At 36.5% G+C, this 16407-nt stretch carries 18 protein-coding genes; 13 read left to right on the top strand and 5 right to left on the bottom strand.

Annotated features, from left to right (window positions below; genetic code table 11):
- The first annotated feature begins 7 nt into the window (after positions 1-7).
- Together BCELL_RS08920 and BCELL_RS08925 are read left to right on the top strand one after the other, a co-directional pair.
- Complete coding sequence (locus BCELL_RS08920) at positions 8-754, top strand: SDR family NAD(P)-dependent oxidoreductase (RefSeq protein WP_013488373.1); 747 nt, start codon at positions 8-10, stop codon at positions 752-754.
- A 310-nt stretch (positions 755-1064) separates the two neighbouring features.
- Positions 1065-1580, top strand: a complete 516-nt coding sequence (locus tag BCELL_RS08925; protein WP_013488374.1) for a PTS sugar transporter subunit IIA — start codon at positions 1065-1067, stop codon at positions 1578-1580.
- Between the two features lie 396 nt (positions 1581-1976).
- On the opposite strand, the gene BCELL_RS08930 is transcribed toward BCELL_RS08925, so the two are convergent.
- The 4 genes from BCELL_RS08930 to BCELL_RS08945 all read right to left on the bottom strand — a co-directional run bounded on the left by BCELL_RS08930 (position 1977) and on the right by BCELL_RS08945 (position 6169).
- Positions 1977-2945: a TIGR03943 family putative permease subunit gene (locus BCELL_RS08930; RefSeq protein ID WP_013488375.1), complete on the bottom strand. Its 969-nt coding sequence runs from the start codon at positions 2943-2945 to the stop codon at positions 1977-1979.
- A 14-nt stretch (positions 2946-2959) separates the two neighbouring features.
- Positions 2960-4009: a permease gene (locus tag BCELL_RS08935; protein ID WP_013488376.1), complete on the bottom strand. Its 1050-nt coding sequence runs from the start codon at positions 4007-4009 to the stop codon at positions 2960-2962.
- A gap of 325 nt (positions 4010-4334) precedes the next feature.
- Positions 4335-5168 carry an undecaprenyl-diphosphatase UppP gene (uppP, locus tag BCELL_RS08940; RefSeq protein WP_013488377.1) on the bottom strand — a complete coding sequence of 278 codons (834 nt, stop codon included), beginning with the start codon at positions 5166-5168 and terminating at the stop codon, positions 4335-4337.
- A gap of 89 nt (positions 5169-5257) precedes the next feature.
- Positions 5258-6169: an aldo/keto reductase gene (locus tag BCELL_RS08945; RefSeq protein WP_013488378.1), complete on the bottom strand. Its 912-nt coding sequence runs from the start codon at positions 6167-6169 to the stop codon at positions 5258-5260.
- Positions 6170-6290: 121 nt separating this feature from the next.
- Between BCELL_RS08945 and BCELL_RS08950 the strand changes: the two genes are divergently transcribed.
- Complete coding sequence (locus tag BCELL_RS08950; protein ID WP_013488379.1) at positions 6291-7364, top strand: DUF3866 family protein; 1074 nt, start codon at positions 6291-6293, stop codon at positions 7362-7364.
- Here the strand turns inward: BCELL_RS08950 and mciZ are convergent.
- Entirely contained in the window at positions 7259-7477 is a 219-nt protein-coding gene (gene mciZ / locus BCELL_RS23175; RefSeq protein ID WP_013488380.1) for a Z-ring formation inhibitor MciZ, read from the bottom strand. The genes BCELL_RS08950 and mciZ overlap by 106 nt on opposite strands.
- 88 nt (positions 7478-7565) lie before the next feature.
- Here mciZ and BCELL_RS08955 point away from each other — a divergent pair, with 88 nt between their 5' ends.
- From BCELL_RS08955 to BCELL_RS09000, 10 genes are all read left to right on the top strand, one after another.
- Positions 7566-8114: an NUDIX hydrolase gene (locus tag BCELL_RS08955; protein ID WP_013488381.1), complete on the top strand. Its 549-nt coding sequence runs from the start codon at positions 7566-7568 to the stop codon at positions 8112-8114.
- Positions 8115-8128: 14 nt separating this feature from the next.
- Complete coding sequence (locus BCELL_RS08960) at positions 8129-9325, top strand: endonuclease Q family protein (protein WP_013488382.1); 1197 nt, start codon at positions 8129-8131, stop codon at positions 9323-9325.
- 111 nt (positions 9326-9436) lie between these two features.
- Positions 9437-10078: a stage II sporulation protein M gene (gene spoIIM / locus BCELL_RS08965; protein ID WP_013488383.1), complete on the top strand. Its 642-nt coding sequence runs from the start codon at positions 9437-9439 to the stop codon at positions 10076-10078.
- A gap of 154 nt (positions 10079-10232) precedes the next feature.
- Positions 10233-10682 (top strand): ferric iron uptake transcriptional regulator, encoded by a 450-nt coding sequence (fur, locus tag BCELL_RS08970; protein WP_013488384.1) that lies wholly within the window; start codon positions 10233-10235, stop codon positions 10680-10682.
- A gap of 119 nt (positions 10683-10801) precedes the next feature.
- A complete protein-coding gene (locus BCELL_RS08975) occupies positions 10802-11032 on the top strand; it encodes a YqzK family protein (RefSeq protein ID WP_013488385.1) in 231 nt (76 codons plus the stop codon).
- A 20-nt stretch (positions 11033-11052) separates the two neighbouring features.
- Positions 11053-11943: a site-specific tyrosine recombinase XerD gene (gene xerD, locus BCELL_RS08980; protein ID WP_013488386.1), complete on the top strand. Its 891-nt coding sequence runs from the start codon at positions 11053-11055 to the stop codon at positions 11941-11943.
- Positions 11944-12144: 201 nt separating this feature from the next.
- Positions 12145-13329 (top strand): phosphopentomutase, encoded by a 1185-nt coding sequence (gene deoB, locus BCELL_RS08985; protein ID WP_013488387.1) that lies wholly within the window; start codon positions 12145-12147, stop codon positions 13327-13329.
- Positions 13330-13345: 16 nt separating this feature from the next.
- Positions 13346-14173: a purine-nucleoside phosphorylase gene (locus tag BCELL_RS08990; protein WP_013488388.1), complete on the top strand. Its 828-nt coding sequence runs from the start codon at positions 13346-13348 to the stop codon at positions 14171-14173.
- A gap of 1 nt (position 14174) precedes the next feature.
- A complete protein-coding gene (locus BCELL_RS08995; RefSeq protein ID WP_013488389.1) occupies positions 14175-15023 on the top strand; it encodes a purine-nucleoside phosphorylase in 849 nt (282 codons plus the stop codon).
- Between the two features lie 3 nt (positions 15024-15026).
- On the top strand, positions 15027-16331 hold the full coding sequence (locus tag BCELL_RS09000) for a pyrimidine-nucleoside phosphorylase (RefSeq protein ID WP_013488390.1): 1305 nt from the start codon (positions 15027-15029) through the stop codon (positions 16329-16331).
- Positions 16332-16407: the final 76 nt, after the last annotated feature.

A 16407-nucleotide genomic window follows, 5' to 3' on the forward strand; every position in this document is an offset into this window, starting at 1 on the left:
TGTGCGTATGAGTAGTAGTTGGAAGGGGAAAGTTGTATTAGTAACTGGTGGCGCAAATGGTATTGGAAAAGCAATTGTCGTAGGTTATGCAGTGCTAGGAGCAACCGTTTATTTTGTAGATGTCGATCAAAAAACAGGAAAGCATTTGGAGTCTGATTTGAAAGAAAAAGGTTTACGGGCGAACTTTATGTATTGTGACGTATCAAAGGAAGGTGACGTTATAAAAGTAATTAATCATCTAGAAAAGCAGGAAAAAGCAATACAAGCTATTATTAACAATGCAGGCGTATCAAAATTTAAGCCTATTGAAGATTTGCAATTTAGTGAATGGGAATCTATTTTACATACTAACTTAAGTAGCGTGTTTTTATTTTCTAAATACGGATCAAGGATGATGACTCGTTATGGCAGCATTGTAAATATTGCTTCAACTAGAGCGTTAATGTCAGAGCCGAATTCTGAGGCATACGCAGCTACAAAAGGTGGCATTGTTAGTTTATCACATGCGTTAGCAGCCAGTTTTTCAGGTAAAAATATAAGAGTAAATGTCATAAGTCCTGGCTGGATCGAAACAGGAAACTATGAGAATTTAAGGGAAATCGATCATGAGCAACATCTATCAAAGAGAGTTGGTAGACCGGAAGACATATTAAAAGCATGCCTATATTTAACTGACCCAGAAAATGATTTTATTAATGGAGAAAATATTGTTGTTGATGGCGGCATGACAAAGAAAATGATATATGAAAGCTAATTTAAATAAGGAAATCGTCAGCCCCCTGTCTCTTTAGAGGTGAAGCTAGTTTGATACTCCGACACCTAAAGGAGTGGGCTTTTACGTTCGGGAAGTTCTATAAGATTTCCAACTCTTGTATAAAACTATCGTGCATGAAGCGCGATAGTTTTTTATTTTATTCTTAAAAATTGCGTTCACCATTTTCTTGTTATTTTTGGGTAATAGATAGGAGGAAAAATTCGTATTAGTACTAATTGCAAGTTATGTATGCATACACTATACTTAAAGGAAATAGTTGTATATACAAGTTGAGGAGGGAGATAATTTCATGTTTAAGAAATTATTTAGTAAGCAAAAAAATAATGTGCAAATGCCAGATGCCAATGGGGAAGACACGATTTTTAGTCCTCTAAACGGGAAGGTTGTTTCGTTATCACAAGTACCTGATCCGACATTTTCTCAAAAAATGATGGGGGATGGAGTGGCGATTATGCCAAGTGATGGCACTGTTGTTTCTCCAGTGATTGGAGAAATTATACAAGTGTTCCCAACAAAACATGCAATTGGAATCAAAACTGTAAATGGAGTAGAAGTACTTATCCATATTGGGTTAGAAACAGTAAATTTAAATGGAGAAGGTTTTACAGCGTTTGTGAAACAAGGTGATAAAGTTGCAAAAGGAGAAAAACTGATTTCGTTTGATCTCGATATCATTAATGAAAAGGCGAGCAGTACAATTACTCCAATAGTCATTACTAATGGAGAGCTAGTTAAGTCACTAAAGAACGAAGAAAATGGAGATGTCATAGCAGGGAAGTCATTAATATTAACGATTTCGACTTAAATGATGAGGGAGATTCATTTTAGAGGGCACTGAAAAAGTGAAAAACTTGCTGTTTCGTTGCATTAATATTCAATATACCCCATTATAGGGGAAGTTGATGAGACCGGAGCAAGCGAGGTTACTGTCTCTTCCTCTACGAGCATACGCTTTGGAGCGTATCCGTCGAGACAACTCGAAGCATTAGCGACGAAGCAACGCTCGTTCCTGTGGGATCGAAGGCAGGGGTGAGACCCCGCAGACCGCAGGTTGAGGAGGCTCACCAGCCGCCCACGGAAAGCGAGTTTGCACAGGTCTCATCAATGTCTATATTCAAACAACTTTATATTTATTAGTCTACCCTTTGAATTTAAGTGCTTTTTCAGTGCCTTCTAGTTTTACTACTATTGAATCTCCCTCTTAATTAAAACTAGGATAAACATAAGGAGAGTCAGGTTCATCCACTTCTACAAGGTAAGTATCTGTAAGGACAGGAATTTGAAAGTCATGATATTGTCCTTTTTTAATTGTACCGCTAGCATATACCCAAGTGTCTTTTTCAAACTTAGATGCATCTTCCGACTCGATTAGTGTCCCATAAACGCCAGCATCAGCAGTACAGCAAGTCATAGAAAATCTAGCAACAACAAGCTCGTTAGGTTCAAAATCAGCTTCGCGATATACAAATCCAACAATTTCTATTTCTTTCCCAATAAACCGATCCAAATAGAGGTCTAACACTGTCATCACGTCTAAGTAATTTTCCTCAGTCACCGTAATCTTCTCTGCAGATTCGAGCTCGTCTGCTAATTCAATATAATACTCTGTAAACCAATCTTGATCATATAAATCTTCAATTTGATAATGTTCAATGTCATCGTCTGTTCCATACTGTTCAAGATTACTTATATATTCATCAGGATTTTCTAAAAATGCGTCTGCTCTTGCAGTTTCACTTACCTCTGTACGTTCATTATTCTGTGTGATATTAGCTGTAGTGTTGTTATTTAGTCCAGATCCTAATTGTACGCCCCTCGCGGCTGCCATATCACTATTTAACGCACGATCAGGTACAATAAACCCTAGTAAAATTGGTAAAATAAAGATGCTATATATCATCACTTTGACCCATAAAGGCCCTTTAATTTGATGATCATGATCACATGTGCAATGATGAGCGTCGTCGGTATTTTTAGACGAACTTCTAAAAATTTGCACTATCCCAAGGAAAAAGAAAGTTACCATAGCAAAGTAAATGAATGGCATCATTGTAGGGGCAATGTAATAAATGATATTTCCAGATAATATAAACCCTAACATTAATAAGGCAAATCCTATTAAGATGATCCCTTGTATATACGCATGGAAGGAATGATCGTAACTTTTCATCGTATAACCTCCTACTATAAAATGAATCCAAACAAGACAATAATGGCTGTAAACACTACGAAAGTCACAGTAATCATAAAGGTAATAACAAAACGTGCTTTAAAGAAAGCAAAGAGCATAAAAGTATTTTTTAAGTCAAGCATAGGTCCATAGACAAGGAACCCGACAATTGACATATTTGTAAATTGTCCTGCAAAGGTAGATGCAACAAACGCATCCGCTTCTGAACATAATGACAATAAATAAGCAAAAGCCATCATCACTATTGTTGAAGAATAGTCGTTTTGACCGATAGACTCCAATAGCGAGCGGTCTAAAAATGTCTGGAATAATGAGGCTATAAATGCACCTAAAATTAAATATTTCCCCATCATGAAAAACTCATCAACAGCATGGTAGAGCGTTTCCTTTAGCCTCTTCATAAGCGATGGTTTTTCTGAGTGGTGGTGATCATGTGTATGTACATGACCTAATTGATGTTGCGTAATATCAGTTCGTAATTGTTTTGAATTATTCTTAAATATCGCATAAAGAATGCCGCCAATAATGATAGAGAGGACAAATGCTAACCCCATTCTTGAGAAAAGAATCGTATTTGTATCATAAAAAGGGCCTCTAAATGCATAGTACGTTGAAGCAAATACAATTGGATTTAATATAGGTGCTGCTACTAAGAAAACGACACCAACGTGAAGTGGCATCCCTTTTTTTATAAGTCTTCTAACGACAGGGACGATCGCACATTCACAAAGTGGTAGAACTGCGCCTAATACAGCAGCAGGAAACAATGCGACTATTGCATTTTTCGGTAAAAAGCGTTGCAGACGATCTTCAGAGACGAATACTTGGATTAAAGATGATACAAAAACACCTAATAATATAAAAGGGATTGCCTCAAGGACGATACTTAAAAAGATCGTATTGACGTTAATCCAGTTACTTGAAATGCTATTTAACTGTACGTTATCGTTAAGTTGATCACTAATAATGAACAGGAGTAGGAATAATAATAGTAAAGCAAAGCCTAGTAAATCCTTTCCTATAATATTCTTTGTTGTTTTCATGATTATATCTCCTAATATATATTCAAAATAAAGTATAATAGAATTTTATATGTTTAATAGATTATCGAATATAAGTGTAGCAGATTATCACACTTTCGTAAATTGCACAATGCAGATTGGAAAATAGTATACAAAACGATGTACTTTAAAGTGTTGATTTGTTTAAGTCGCCTTAAGCAATGGGAGAAGTAGTCGGAGCCATTTGAAGGAGGATGATTCAAATGGTAAAAAAATCGACCTTTTGAGTCATCCTCGAGTGGAACTTTTACTAAAGCAACACTTACTTATAGCAAGTTTCCGTCATAATTTATTACGGTGTATTGTTTTATTCTACATCCATAACAGTGCTAGGATCTAAGAAAAGTACGATGAGGACAGCAACAACAAAGCAATATACTGCAAAATAAGTTAGTTTGCTTTTCTTTAAGAAGCTAATTAACCAAATGATACCTAACAACGAGAAAACGAAAGTAACAACAAAGGAGACAATTAAATTAATCGTTCCTACATATTCAATCATGGTACTTGAGAAATCTCCGATAGCTAATACAGTAGAACCTAATATAACTGGAATTGACAATAGAAAGGAATAGCGTACTGCTGTTTCACGATCTAACCCAGCTAATAAAGCAACGACTAATGTAGCGCCAGACCGAGATATTCCAGGTATAACTGCTAACGTTTGTCCAAGACCAACAAGGATCGAATCCCAAAATGTCATAGTTTCTTCCGTTTTATTTCCGATGCGGTGAAACCTCTCTATAAAGATGAGGGATAACCCTGTAATAACGAGAGCACCAGCTATAAAAGGAGGTGTTTTGATTGAATCCGCGGCGACATCAGATAATAACTTACCAAGAACACCAGTGATTGCAGTGGCTATTAAAATATAAACCCCGAAAAAGAACTGTGCCCGATCCTCTCTTTGTCGTTTTGCAATAAAACGAAAAAAGCCACTAATTACCTGAAATAGGTCTCTCCAAAAGTAAATCATAACAGCTAATACAGAAGCTAAGTGCAAATAAATTTCAAAGGAAAGTCCTGGGAATGTATAGCCAAAAATCATTCCTGTAATAACAATATGTGCTGTACTCGAGATTGGTAGGAATTCCGTAATTCCTTGAACTATACCGAATATAATTGCTTCTAATAACGTCAATGTTATCTTCCTCTCATTAAAATAAATAGTGTTATGTACTGCCCATTTATTCTATCAAAGTTTTTCATTGCTTGGAATGATTTTTCATGCTAATTTCTGTGAAGGTTGTAAGTACTGTTCTTTGTTACATTTGCGCACGCTTTTATTAAATCGTTCGTTATTTTAACCTTAGAAGAAAATATATTGTCGTCTAATTGTTCAAGACGGCTAGCTCCTGGAATTGTAGTAGCAACTGCAGTATCGTTTAACACGTAACGTAATGCTAAATGTTGTAGTGAGATATTTGATTGTTCGGCTATTTTAGATAGGGTAGTAACCGTAGTAACCAATTCTTCAGGAGAATAATCTAAATACCCTTTATCGGTTATTTTATCTTTAAAATCGTTTGTTAAAATACCTTTTGCAACAGGTCCACGAGCGATTACGGAAACTTGGTTATCGCTGATTTGCTGCAACCATTCTTCAGGTCGACGGTCTAATAAGCTAAATTGCATCATAATAGAGACGATATTTGATTTTTTTAAATATGCTTGAATGACATTTGGACGAATGGATGAAATACCATAATACCTAATGCAGCCTTCTTTTACTAATTGTTCAAATGCCTCAATTGTCTCATCGATCGGATCGTCAATTGTTCCACCATGAAGCTGATATAAATCTATATAATCTGTTTGGAGTCTTTGGAGTGATTTTTTCACTGCAGAAACGATATAGGTTTTTGAGGGATTCCAATTCCAACCCTCTGTTCCGGCACGCCATTCATTTCCTCCTTTTGTTGCGATAATAATATCTTTTCTCTTTTCTTTTAGCGCTTTTCCTACAGAGACTTCATTCATACCTCTATCATATAAATCTGCGGTATCAAAAAAGTTCACACCTCTATCTATAGCGTGGTGAATAATCCTTTCATTTTCTGAATGATCTTTACTCAACGACATACAGCCAAATCCAATCTCTGAAACGTATAACGCTGAACTACCAAGTTTGTTTTTTTTCACATTGATCACCTCTTAAGAATAAAAACTAATAGTTAAATGATACCAAGGTTATTCTCCCTACTCAAACCTTTTAGTTATGCCACAGTTCATATAAGAATACATTGATGATGGGGGTGGTACTATGATTACTGAAGAACATGTGCAAGTAACCGCAATAAAAGAGATGACCGAAGATGTATTAAAGCTAGAGACAAATGGGGGAATCGGCCGTGCCCTTTTATATAGAAAGCTCCACCCAGATGTTACCACTGGAGATTGGGTCATTATTAATACAACAGCAACACAATTGAACCTTGGAACGGGTGGCTGGGACATCGTTCGTGCAGTGATAAATAAAACGACGCAAGAAAGTGCGATTAAAGAAAAACATGGGCACATAATGAAAAATCGCTACCTTAGTGATCAGCATAGTGTGATGGCTGTTGAATCTGAAGAGAGTCCTACGCATCACCTTTTTAAAAAGAAGCTAAATTTAAAAGATCAAACCGTTTTTTTATGTGAACTCCATAGTATGTTACCAATCATTTGGTATTTGCTGAAAATAAAAAGTGAACACAAACCGCTTGCTGTTATTTTTAGCGATGAAGCATCACTACCTTTAAGTATGAGTAATCACCTCGCTCGTTTGAAAAAGGAACCTTTATTTTTCTCTATCACGACAGGGCAATCCTTTGGTGGAAATAAAGAATCGATAAATGTTGTTACAAGCCTTCAATATATAATGGAGATGTTTGCTGATCCTTTTATTTTAATAACATTAGGGCCAGGTGTTGTAGGAACTGGGACACATTATGGATTTAGTAGTATATCACAAGCCAATTGGGCGAATGTAGTAGGAGCTTTAGGTGGCACTCCTGTATGGATTCCAAGACTATCTGCAGTAGATCAAAGAGAGAGGCATCAAGGAATTAGCCACCACACAATGACACCTTTAATAGAGTTAACTTTAACGAACAGTATACTGCCCTTACCAAAAGGGGAATATGCTGAAAAATATATAAGAGCACATATCGATCTGTTACGTAAATATCCTCATATTAAAATAACAACAGTTGATGAGAAGCTACTGTTTCCGTTATTAGAAATTGTTCAACGGGCTTCCCCCTTTCCATTAACCACTATGGGGCGAACAATAGATAAGGACCCTTTATTTTTTCTTGGGGTAGCAGCAGCAGTGTGTACCTTTTTGGAATGAGAACACCAATCGTAAACGGTCTCATATCTCTTTTTCATTTTCTTTAAGTATTCCCTTATTTCCCAAGCCTTTCCTGCTAAAATAATGCCGTTCGTTCTATCATATTTGCGCATACTATATCCTCCCGGTGTAAAAGCAATTTTATTTTGGTATGCTTATCCATATGAAGTATGTAAATAAAACAGTACAGGAGGAGTCTATATGAATAAATTTTCAGAGAAAACAATAAAGCGGGAAACGATCTTTGAAGGGAAAATAATTGATTTGTCCGTTCATGACGTGGAGCTTCCGAATGGTGAAATGAGCAAAAGGGAAATTGTAAACCACCCTGGTGCTGTAGCTGTGATTGCCGTTACAGATAAAGATGAAGTAATACTTGTTGAGCAATTTAGAAAGCCATTAGAAAAAACTATTGCTGAGATTCCTGCTGGGAAACTAGAAAAGGGTGAAAATCCATTGCAATGTGCTAAGCGAGAACTCGAGGAAGAAACTGGTTTAGTTGCTGGGAAATGGACTAAACTCACATCTTTTTATACGAGTCCAGGTTTTGCGAATGAAATCATTTACATTTACTTAGCAGAGCAATTAAGTGACGGCCAATTAAACTTAGATGAAGACGAATTTGTAGAATGCTTTAAGGCTACACTAGAAGAAGCAGAAAAGCTGATAGAAAAAGAAATTATTCATGATGCAAAGACTATTTATGCGATTCAATATTTAAATCTCTTAAAGTATCGTTGTAAAAAGTAAGGAGAGTTCTCATTTTGCCCGCAAAAAAAAGCGTTAAAAATTATTATATGGATTTGCACATACATATTGGTCGAACAAATACTGGTAGATCTGTAAAAATAACAGCTTCAAGAAATTTAACACTCATGAGTGTATTAAATGAAGCTTTATACAGAAAAGGACTTGATATCGTTGGGATTATAGATACCCATTCTCCAGATGTACTAAAAGAAATATTAGATTTAGTCACTACCGGAAGAGCAATAGAAGTCGAGGGTGGTGGTGTGTTGTACGACAAGAGCCTTCTTTTGCTTTTAGGTACTGAATTAGAGATTTATGATGAACAATGCAAAGGGCCCATACATGTCCTTTGTTTTTTGCCTACCATCGAAGCGATGTCCAAATTTTCTAGCTGGTGTGAAAAAAGGCTTAAAAATATTCATTTAAGTTCACAACGAATTTATACTTCTGGGAAAGAGTTGCAAAGAAAAGTAAAGGAACTAGAAGGTATTTTTATCCCTGCACATATTTTTACCCCTTTTAAAAGCCTTTATGGTAAAGGGGTTGATTATTCATTAGTAGAAGTTTTTGAACCAACGCTCATTGACGCGGTCGAATTAGGATTAAGTGCAGATACGTCGATGGCTGTACAAATAAAAGAACTTGATCGCTATTCGTTTGTTACGAACTCTGATGCCCACTCTAGCGTAAAAATAGCTAGGGAGCATCAAGTCGTACAATTGGATCACGTTAATTTTACAGAAGTCAAAAAAACGATACTTGGTGAGCAAGGGAAAATTGTAAAGAATGTTGGATTGCATCCACGTTTAGGGAAATACTTTCAAACAGTGTGTGGGAAATGCTTATCAAAAATGGAGAAAGATAATGTTTGTCGATGTGGTTCAACCTCCTACATAAAGGGAGTGAGTGAACGGGTAAAGGAAATAGCAACACTTCAAGCATTAAAATATCGACACGAACATACACATAAAAGCTCGCGTCCACCTTATGTCCATCAAGTGCCTCTGCAGTTTATCAGAGGTTGTGGTCCAAAAACATTAGATAAGCTTTTGTCTCACTTCGGGAATGAAATGGTTGTACTCCACGAGGCACCTGTAGAAGACTTAAAAAAAGTAGTGCCTAGTAACATTGCAAATAATATAATAAAAGCAAGATTAGGGAAGCTTGAATTTGAAGAAGGGGGCGGTGGCGTATACGGAAAAGTAAAATAAAAGCTTTCTCGTTTCTATTAAATTTGTCATAGATTAACTCATAGATTCATAGGCTTTGGTAGAAGGAATTTTTATTTAGGCAATACTATCAAAGAAATGAGGAGAGAAATGATGAAGCGTATAGGTGGATTAAAAATAGCGATTATCAATTTTATAGAAGAAAATAAATCTATATATATGTTTACAGTCGTTTTACTATTTATGGGGGTAGTATTTGGGGCAATTATCGTAAATAGCTTAAGCTTTAATCAAAAAAATGATCTGTATGCTTATTTAACCTTATTTTTTGGACAAGTCGATCAGGGTGAGTTTGCGAGTTCAACAGAGATGTTTGCTCAAACATTCTCGCACTACATAAAGTATTTAGGATTAATGTGGTTATTAGGGCTTACTGTTATCGGCTTACCAATAAATTATATACTTCTATTCATAAAAGGGATCGTCGTTGGCTTTACTGTAGGTTTTTTAGTCAACCAAATGGGGTTTGATGGATTTTTATTAGCTTTCGTCTCTGTATTGCCGCAAAATATATTGTTGATTCCGATATACGTTACAGTTGCAACAGTAGCTACAGTATTTTCAATAAGAATTTGGCGTCAAATTTCAAGACGGGGCTATGAACCGATTTTTCAATACTTTGTTCAGTACGCTATATTTTTTGTGTTTATTTGTATTTTAATAGCGATTGTCTCGTTCTATGAAGCGTATGCATCCCCTCCGATAATCCGTACAGTTTTATCATGGATAAGTTGAATTTTATAATTATTATTAAATAATATTAATTATATTCATCATTTTATAACGATTCTTATTTGACACCTTTTTTTCTCAAGGAGTATAATTGAGAAAAGCAGTTTGATAAAGTTACTTTTCTTAATAGAGAATAGTTAACTTTTGGGGGGATAAGATGGAACAGAGAATCGAAAGAATCAAAAAACAACTTCATTCGCAAAGTTACAAGCTTACTCCGCAACGTGAGGCGACGGTACGAGTGTTATTAGAGCACGAGGAAGACCATTTGAGTGCGGAAGATGTTTATATGCTAGTGAAGGAGAAATCACCCGAAATAGGACTAGCAACAGTATATCGAACATTAGAGTTATTAAGCGAATTAAAGGTTGTAGATAAAATTAATTTTGGTGATGGTGTTTCTCGATATGATCTTCGCAAAGAAGGTGCGGCACATTTTCATCATCACTTAGTATGTATGGAGTGTGGCTCTGTTGACGAGATTCAAGAAGATTTGCTAGGTGATGTAGAAAAAATAGTGGAAAAAGAATGGAACTTTTATATTAAAGACCATCGTTTAACTTTTCATGGCGTTTGCTATCGGTGCCGTGATGACAATACGGAGTAGATTTTTAAGATAACCTTACTTGTTACATAGTGAGGTTTTTTTGTTGTGAAAGTGGTATAGAACTTGTCACACTTGTCATATTCTTTAGTAGTAAATAATTATGATGAAAGGATGATATTGTGAGAGGTTTACGTGTTATTTTTGATGCTGTATGGGTGTTTTTCGTTTTTATGGGGTGCACCCTTGTTTTTTATTATGGTATTCTATGGGTGAGTGAGGAATATAACGATTATCACCGCTATGATGAGCCAGAGGGCAGAGCAGTGAAAGTAGTTCATCAACCGAATATAGAAGATTCAACTCAATTGCCGTTATCGCGACTAAGTTATTTCCTTATTAATGGTGAGTGAGCATGAGAGGGTGAACAAGTGTGCAACAGGAATTAAGAGAGTTTTTACATTATTTAATAGTAGAGAGGGGACTTTCTAAAAATACAACAGAAGCATATAATCGTGACTTAACAGCTTATATTCAATACATAGAGAGCCATGAGAATAAAAAAGATGTGAACGAAATTAATCGTCCGGCTATCATGCAATACTTATATTTTCTGAAGGATAATGGGAGGGCACCAACGACAATAACGAGAAATATTTCTTCAATTCGGGCATTTCATCAATTTCTTTTAAGGGAAAGATTATCAAGTTCAGATCCAACGATACATATATCAAGACCTAAACAAGAAAAAAAACTGCCTAAAATTCTATCAACGACAGAAGTGGAAGCACTCATTTCAGCTTCAGTAAAGAACCCAGCCTTAAACATACGAAATAAAGCGATGTTGGAAGTGCTTTATGCAACAGGTATTCGGGTAAGTGAACTTTGTCAGTTATCTTTGTCAGACCTTCACCTAGACATGGGCTTTATTCGTTGCATAGGGAAAGGGAATAAAGAGAGGATAATACCGATCGGTAACGTTGCTACAAAAGCATTAGAAACATACTTACAAAAAAGTAGGCCAACTTTATTGAAAAAACAAGCCCATTCAATTTTGTTTGTTAATCACCATGGAAACAAAATGTCTAGGCAGGGATTCTGGAAGATAATAAAACTTCTTGCTAAGGAAGCTAATATTAAAAAGGAATTAACTCCCCATACTTTAAGACACTCATTTGCAACCCACTTGCTTGAAAATGGGGCTGATTTACGAGCTGTTCAAGAGATGCTAGGTCACGTCGATATATCTACAACGCAAATATATACACATATTACGAAAACACGTATGAAAGATGTATATTCTCGCTATCATCCTAGAGCATGAGATGAAGGCGAATTTTTTTTGACATATAAAATTGTATTAAATCTTTCGAATTCGGAAGCTTTTTATTAAACTACCGGCGTTTCAGTTTTTTTGCCGATAAACGTGTATAAATGATTGTTTTTTGGATGTTTACTATCTTTTTAGAACACCCTTTAAATAGTGAGAATTTTACATAACGAATTTTAATAAGGAGGTATTGCTTTGTCACAATATCAGTATAAACGTATTTTTCTAATAGTCATGGATTCGGTCGGGATTGGAGAAGCACCTGATGCAAAGGAATTCAATGATGTTGGTGCAGATACATTAGGGAATATTGCAAAAGAAATGAATGGTTTAAAACTACCACATTTAAATAGTTTAGGATTGCCTTTCATTAAGGATTACATTGGTGCCGAACCCCCGACATCACCTCTTGCACATTATGGGAAAATGGTAGAGAAATCTGTTGGAAAAGATACAATGACTGGACATTGGGAACTCATGGGGTTGTATATTGATAAACCATTTCAAACATTTCCAGAAGGTTTTCCGCCTGAATTAATAAACGAGATTGAAAAAAGAACGGGACGTAAAGTGATTGGTAATAAGCCAGCATCTGGAACTGAAATTCTTGAGGATCTTGGTGAAGAGCATGTGAATACAGGGAGTCTTATCATATATACTTCTGCAGATTCCGTATTACAAATAGCCGCTCATGAAGATATAGTCCCGATTGATGAACTATATGACATTTGTAAAATAGCGAGAGAATTAACATTAGATGAAAAATATATGGTCGGTAGAGTCATTGCAAGACCGTTTATTGGAAAAGTTGGAGGATGGCAAAGAACGGCGAATAGACATGATTACGCCTTGAAGCCCTTTGGAAGAACCGTGATGAATGAGTTAACGGATGCCGGGTTTGATTCGTTAGCCATTGGGAAAATATCTGATATATACGATGGAGAAGGTATCACAGAGTCTCTTCGTACTGTTTCGAATATGGATGGGATGGATAAACTTCTTCAAACAGTGAGAATGGATTTTACGGGCTTAAGTTTTCTTAATCTTGTTGATTTTGATGCACTATTTGGCCATCGGAGAGATGCAATCGGTTATGGAAAAGCATTAGAAGAATTTGACGTGAGGCTCTTAGAAGTACTTAAAGAGTTAAAAGACGACGATCTACTCATCATTACTGCTGACCATGGAAATGATCCTACTCATCATGGTACCGATCACACTCGAGAATATGTGCCATTACTCGTTTATAGTAAAGGAATAATTGAGGGAAAATCTCTAGGAATAAGAAAAACTTTCGCTGATGTTGGCGCTACCGTAGCTGATAATTTTAAAGTTCCTTTACCTCATCATGGTGAAAGTTTTTTGAAACATATTAAGTAAAGTGAGGAAAAAATAGATGGATACAAAAAAGATACAAGCAGCAAAGCAGTATATACATTCTAAAATAATGGAGGCTCCTGATCTCGGTTTAATACTAGGCTCCGGTTTAGGAGTCTTAGCTGACGAAATTAACAACGCTATTACGATACCTTATAGTGATATTCCAGGATTCCCTAAATCAACAGTCGCAGGACATAAAGGTCAACTCGTCTTTGGTGATATAGAAGGAGTACAAGTTGTTGCCATGCAAGGCCGCTTTCATTATTATGAAGGATATTCAATGGAGCTTGTCACATTACCAGTTCGGGTGATGAAAGAACTCGGCGTACAGACAATAATTGTTACGAATGCGGCTGGTGGGGTAAATACCTCCTATCAACCCGGAGACTTAATGTTAATAAAAGATCACATTAACTTCTTTGGTACAAACCCATTAATTGGACCAAATGAAGAAAGGTACGGTCCGCGTTTCCCAGATATGTCATCTGCTTATAGTAAAAAGTTATTACAATTAGCATTACAAGTTGCCGACGAGGAAAACATACGAGTACGTAAAGGTGTATATGTTGGTATGACAGGACCTACATATGAAACGCCAGCGGAAATAAAAATGGTACGCTCCTTTGGAGGGGATGCTGTCGGCATGTCAACTGTACCCGAAGTAATTGTAGCTAAACATAGTAATATCGAAGTATTAGGTATTACTTGTATATCCAATATGGCAGCTGGAATTTTAGATCAACCTTTAACACACGACGAAGTGATAGAAACAACAGAAATGGTAAAGTTAAAGTTTTTGTCTTTTGTTAAGGCAATCGTGCGTAAAATGAATGGGGGAGAGTGAAATGAAGATGGAACAAATAAAGGAAGCTGCGTCATTTATAGAAGAGAAGCTAACGATGAAGCCGCAAATCGGACTTATACTAGGCTCAGGTTTAGGCGATTTAGCTGATGAAATAGAAAAGGCAGTTATTATCCCATATGATGATATTCCCCATTTTCCAGTTTCAACAGTTGAAGGACATAAAGGTCAGCTTGTTATTGGTGAACTAGAGGGGAAAAATGTTATTGCCATGCAAGGTAGGTTCCATTATTACGAAGGCTATCCTTTAACTGAAGTGACTTTCCCCGTTCGAGTGATGAAAGTTCTAGGTTGTGAAAGTATGATCGTAACGAATGCTTGTGGTGGAATGAATGCTGATTTTAAGCCAGGAGACTTAATGATTATTGATGACCATATTAATTTTATTGGTGACAATCCATTAATCGGTCCAAATTTAGAAGAATTAGGACCTCGCTTCCCTGATATGAGCCATGCATACACACCAATTCTGAGAGAGCATGCAATGACAGTTGTTCTTGAATTAGATTTTGAAGTAAAACGAGGTGTTTATGCGGCAGTTAGTGGACCTACTTATATGTCTGCAGCTGAATTGATTATGCTTAGAAACTTCGGTGCTGATGTCGTTGGTATGTCCACAGTCCCAGAAGTGATTGTTGCGCGTCATATGGGAATGAGTGTACTAGGTATTTCATGTATAACAGATATGGCTATCGGTGAAACCATTGAGGGGATTACCCATGAAGAAGTGATGGAAGTTGCTGCAAGAACGAAGCCAAAATTCAAAGCACTCGTTCGAGAGATACTGAAAAAAAGTGATGACTCTACTTGGGCAGCGAAAGGTGGACAATAATAGATGCGAATGGTAGATCTCATTGAGAAAAAAAGAGACGGTAAGGCCCTTTTAAAAGATGAAATTGATTTTATGATAGAAGGATACACAACGGGGACAGTACCAGATTACCAAATAAGTGCATTAGCTATGGCAATATATTTCCAAGGCATGAATGAAGAAGAAACAGCGCTATTGACTGACGCTATCGTTCGATCTGGAGAGACTATTGATCTTTCTGCTATTAAAGGCATTAAAGTGGATAAACATAGTACGGGTGGTGTCGGTGATACGACAACCCTTGTATTAGCACCGCTCGTAGCAAGCGTGGGTGTCCCAGTTGCAAAAATGAGTGGAAGAGGATTAGGGCATACTGGAGGGACAATCGACAAACTAGAAGCGATAAAAGGCTTTAGTGTGGAAATTACTAATGATACATTTATCGACCTCGTTAATAAAAATCGCGTAGCAGTTATCGGACAAACGGATAATTTAACCCCAGCAGACAAAAAGTTATATAGTTTAAGGGATGTAACGGCTACAGTTAACTCGATACCGTTAATAGCAAGTTCTATTATGAGTAAAAAAATTGCTTCAGGAGCGGATGCGATTGTACTTGATGTAAAAACTGGTGCAGGTGCGTTTATGAAAGAGTTTGATGAGACGAAAAAACTTGCAAAAGCAATGGTGAAAATTGGTAACGACTTAGGGAAGAAAACTTCTGCGATCATTTCTGATATGGGACAACCGTTAGGCTATGCTATTGGGAATGCACTTGAGGTAAAAGAAGCAATTGACACGCTACAAGGGAAAGGTCCAGACGATTTATCTGAGCTTTGCTTAACACTAGGTAGTCACATGGTAGTTTTTGCGGAAAAGGCAAAATCCTTAGAGGAAGCGAGAGGTTTGCTAAAACAATCATTACAATCTGGAAAAGCGCTCTCTCATTTTAAACTTTTCATTGAAAGTCAAGGAGGAGATAGCTCGGTAATCGATGATGTATCGAAACTTCCCAAAGCTAAATATGAAATGGAAGTTAAAAGCCAAAAAGAAGGATATGTATCCAACATTATTGCCGACAAGCTTGGAACTGCAGCAATGATGTTAGGCGCAGGAAGAGCAACCAAAACATCGACGATTGATTTATCTGTGGGATTAGAACTTAGAAAAAAAGTAGGCGACTATGTGAAAGAAGGAGAAACGATAGTAGTTGTACACTCAAACAATCAGCAAATAGAGGATATACTATTAAGAATAATAGATTCTTATACGATAAAAAAAGAGAAGACATCTACTCCTCATTTGATATATGATGTGATCACAAAGTAGATTAGAAGCATGACGAAACCGGGCGAAAAGGCTCGGTTTTTTTATTTTGTTTAGCTGTATATCTTAGTATATTCCC

It is taken from the genome of Evansella cellulosilytica DSM 2522, from assembly GCF_000177235.2.
Classification (GTDB): Bacteria; Bacillota; Bacilli; order Bacillales; family Salisediminibacteriaceae; genus Evansella; species Evansella cellulosilytica.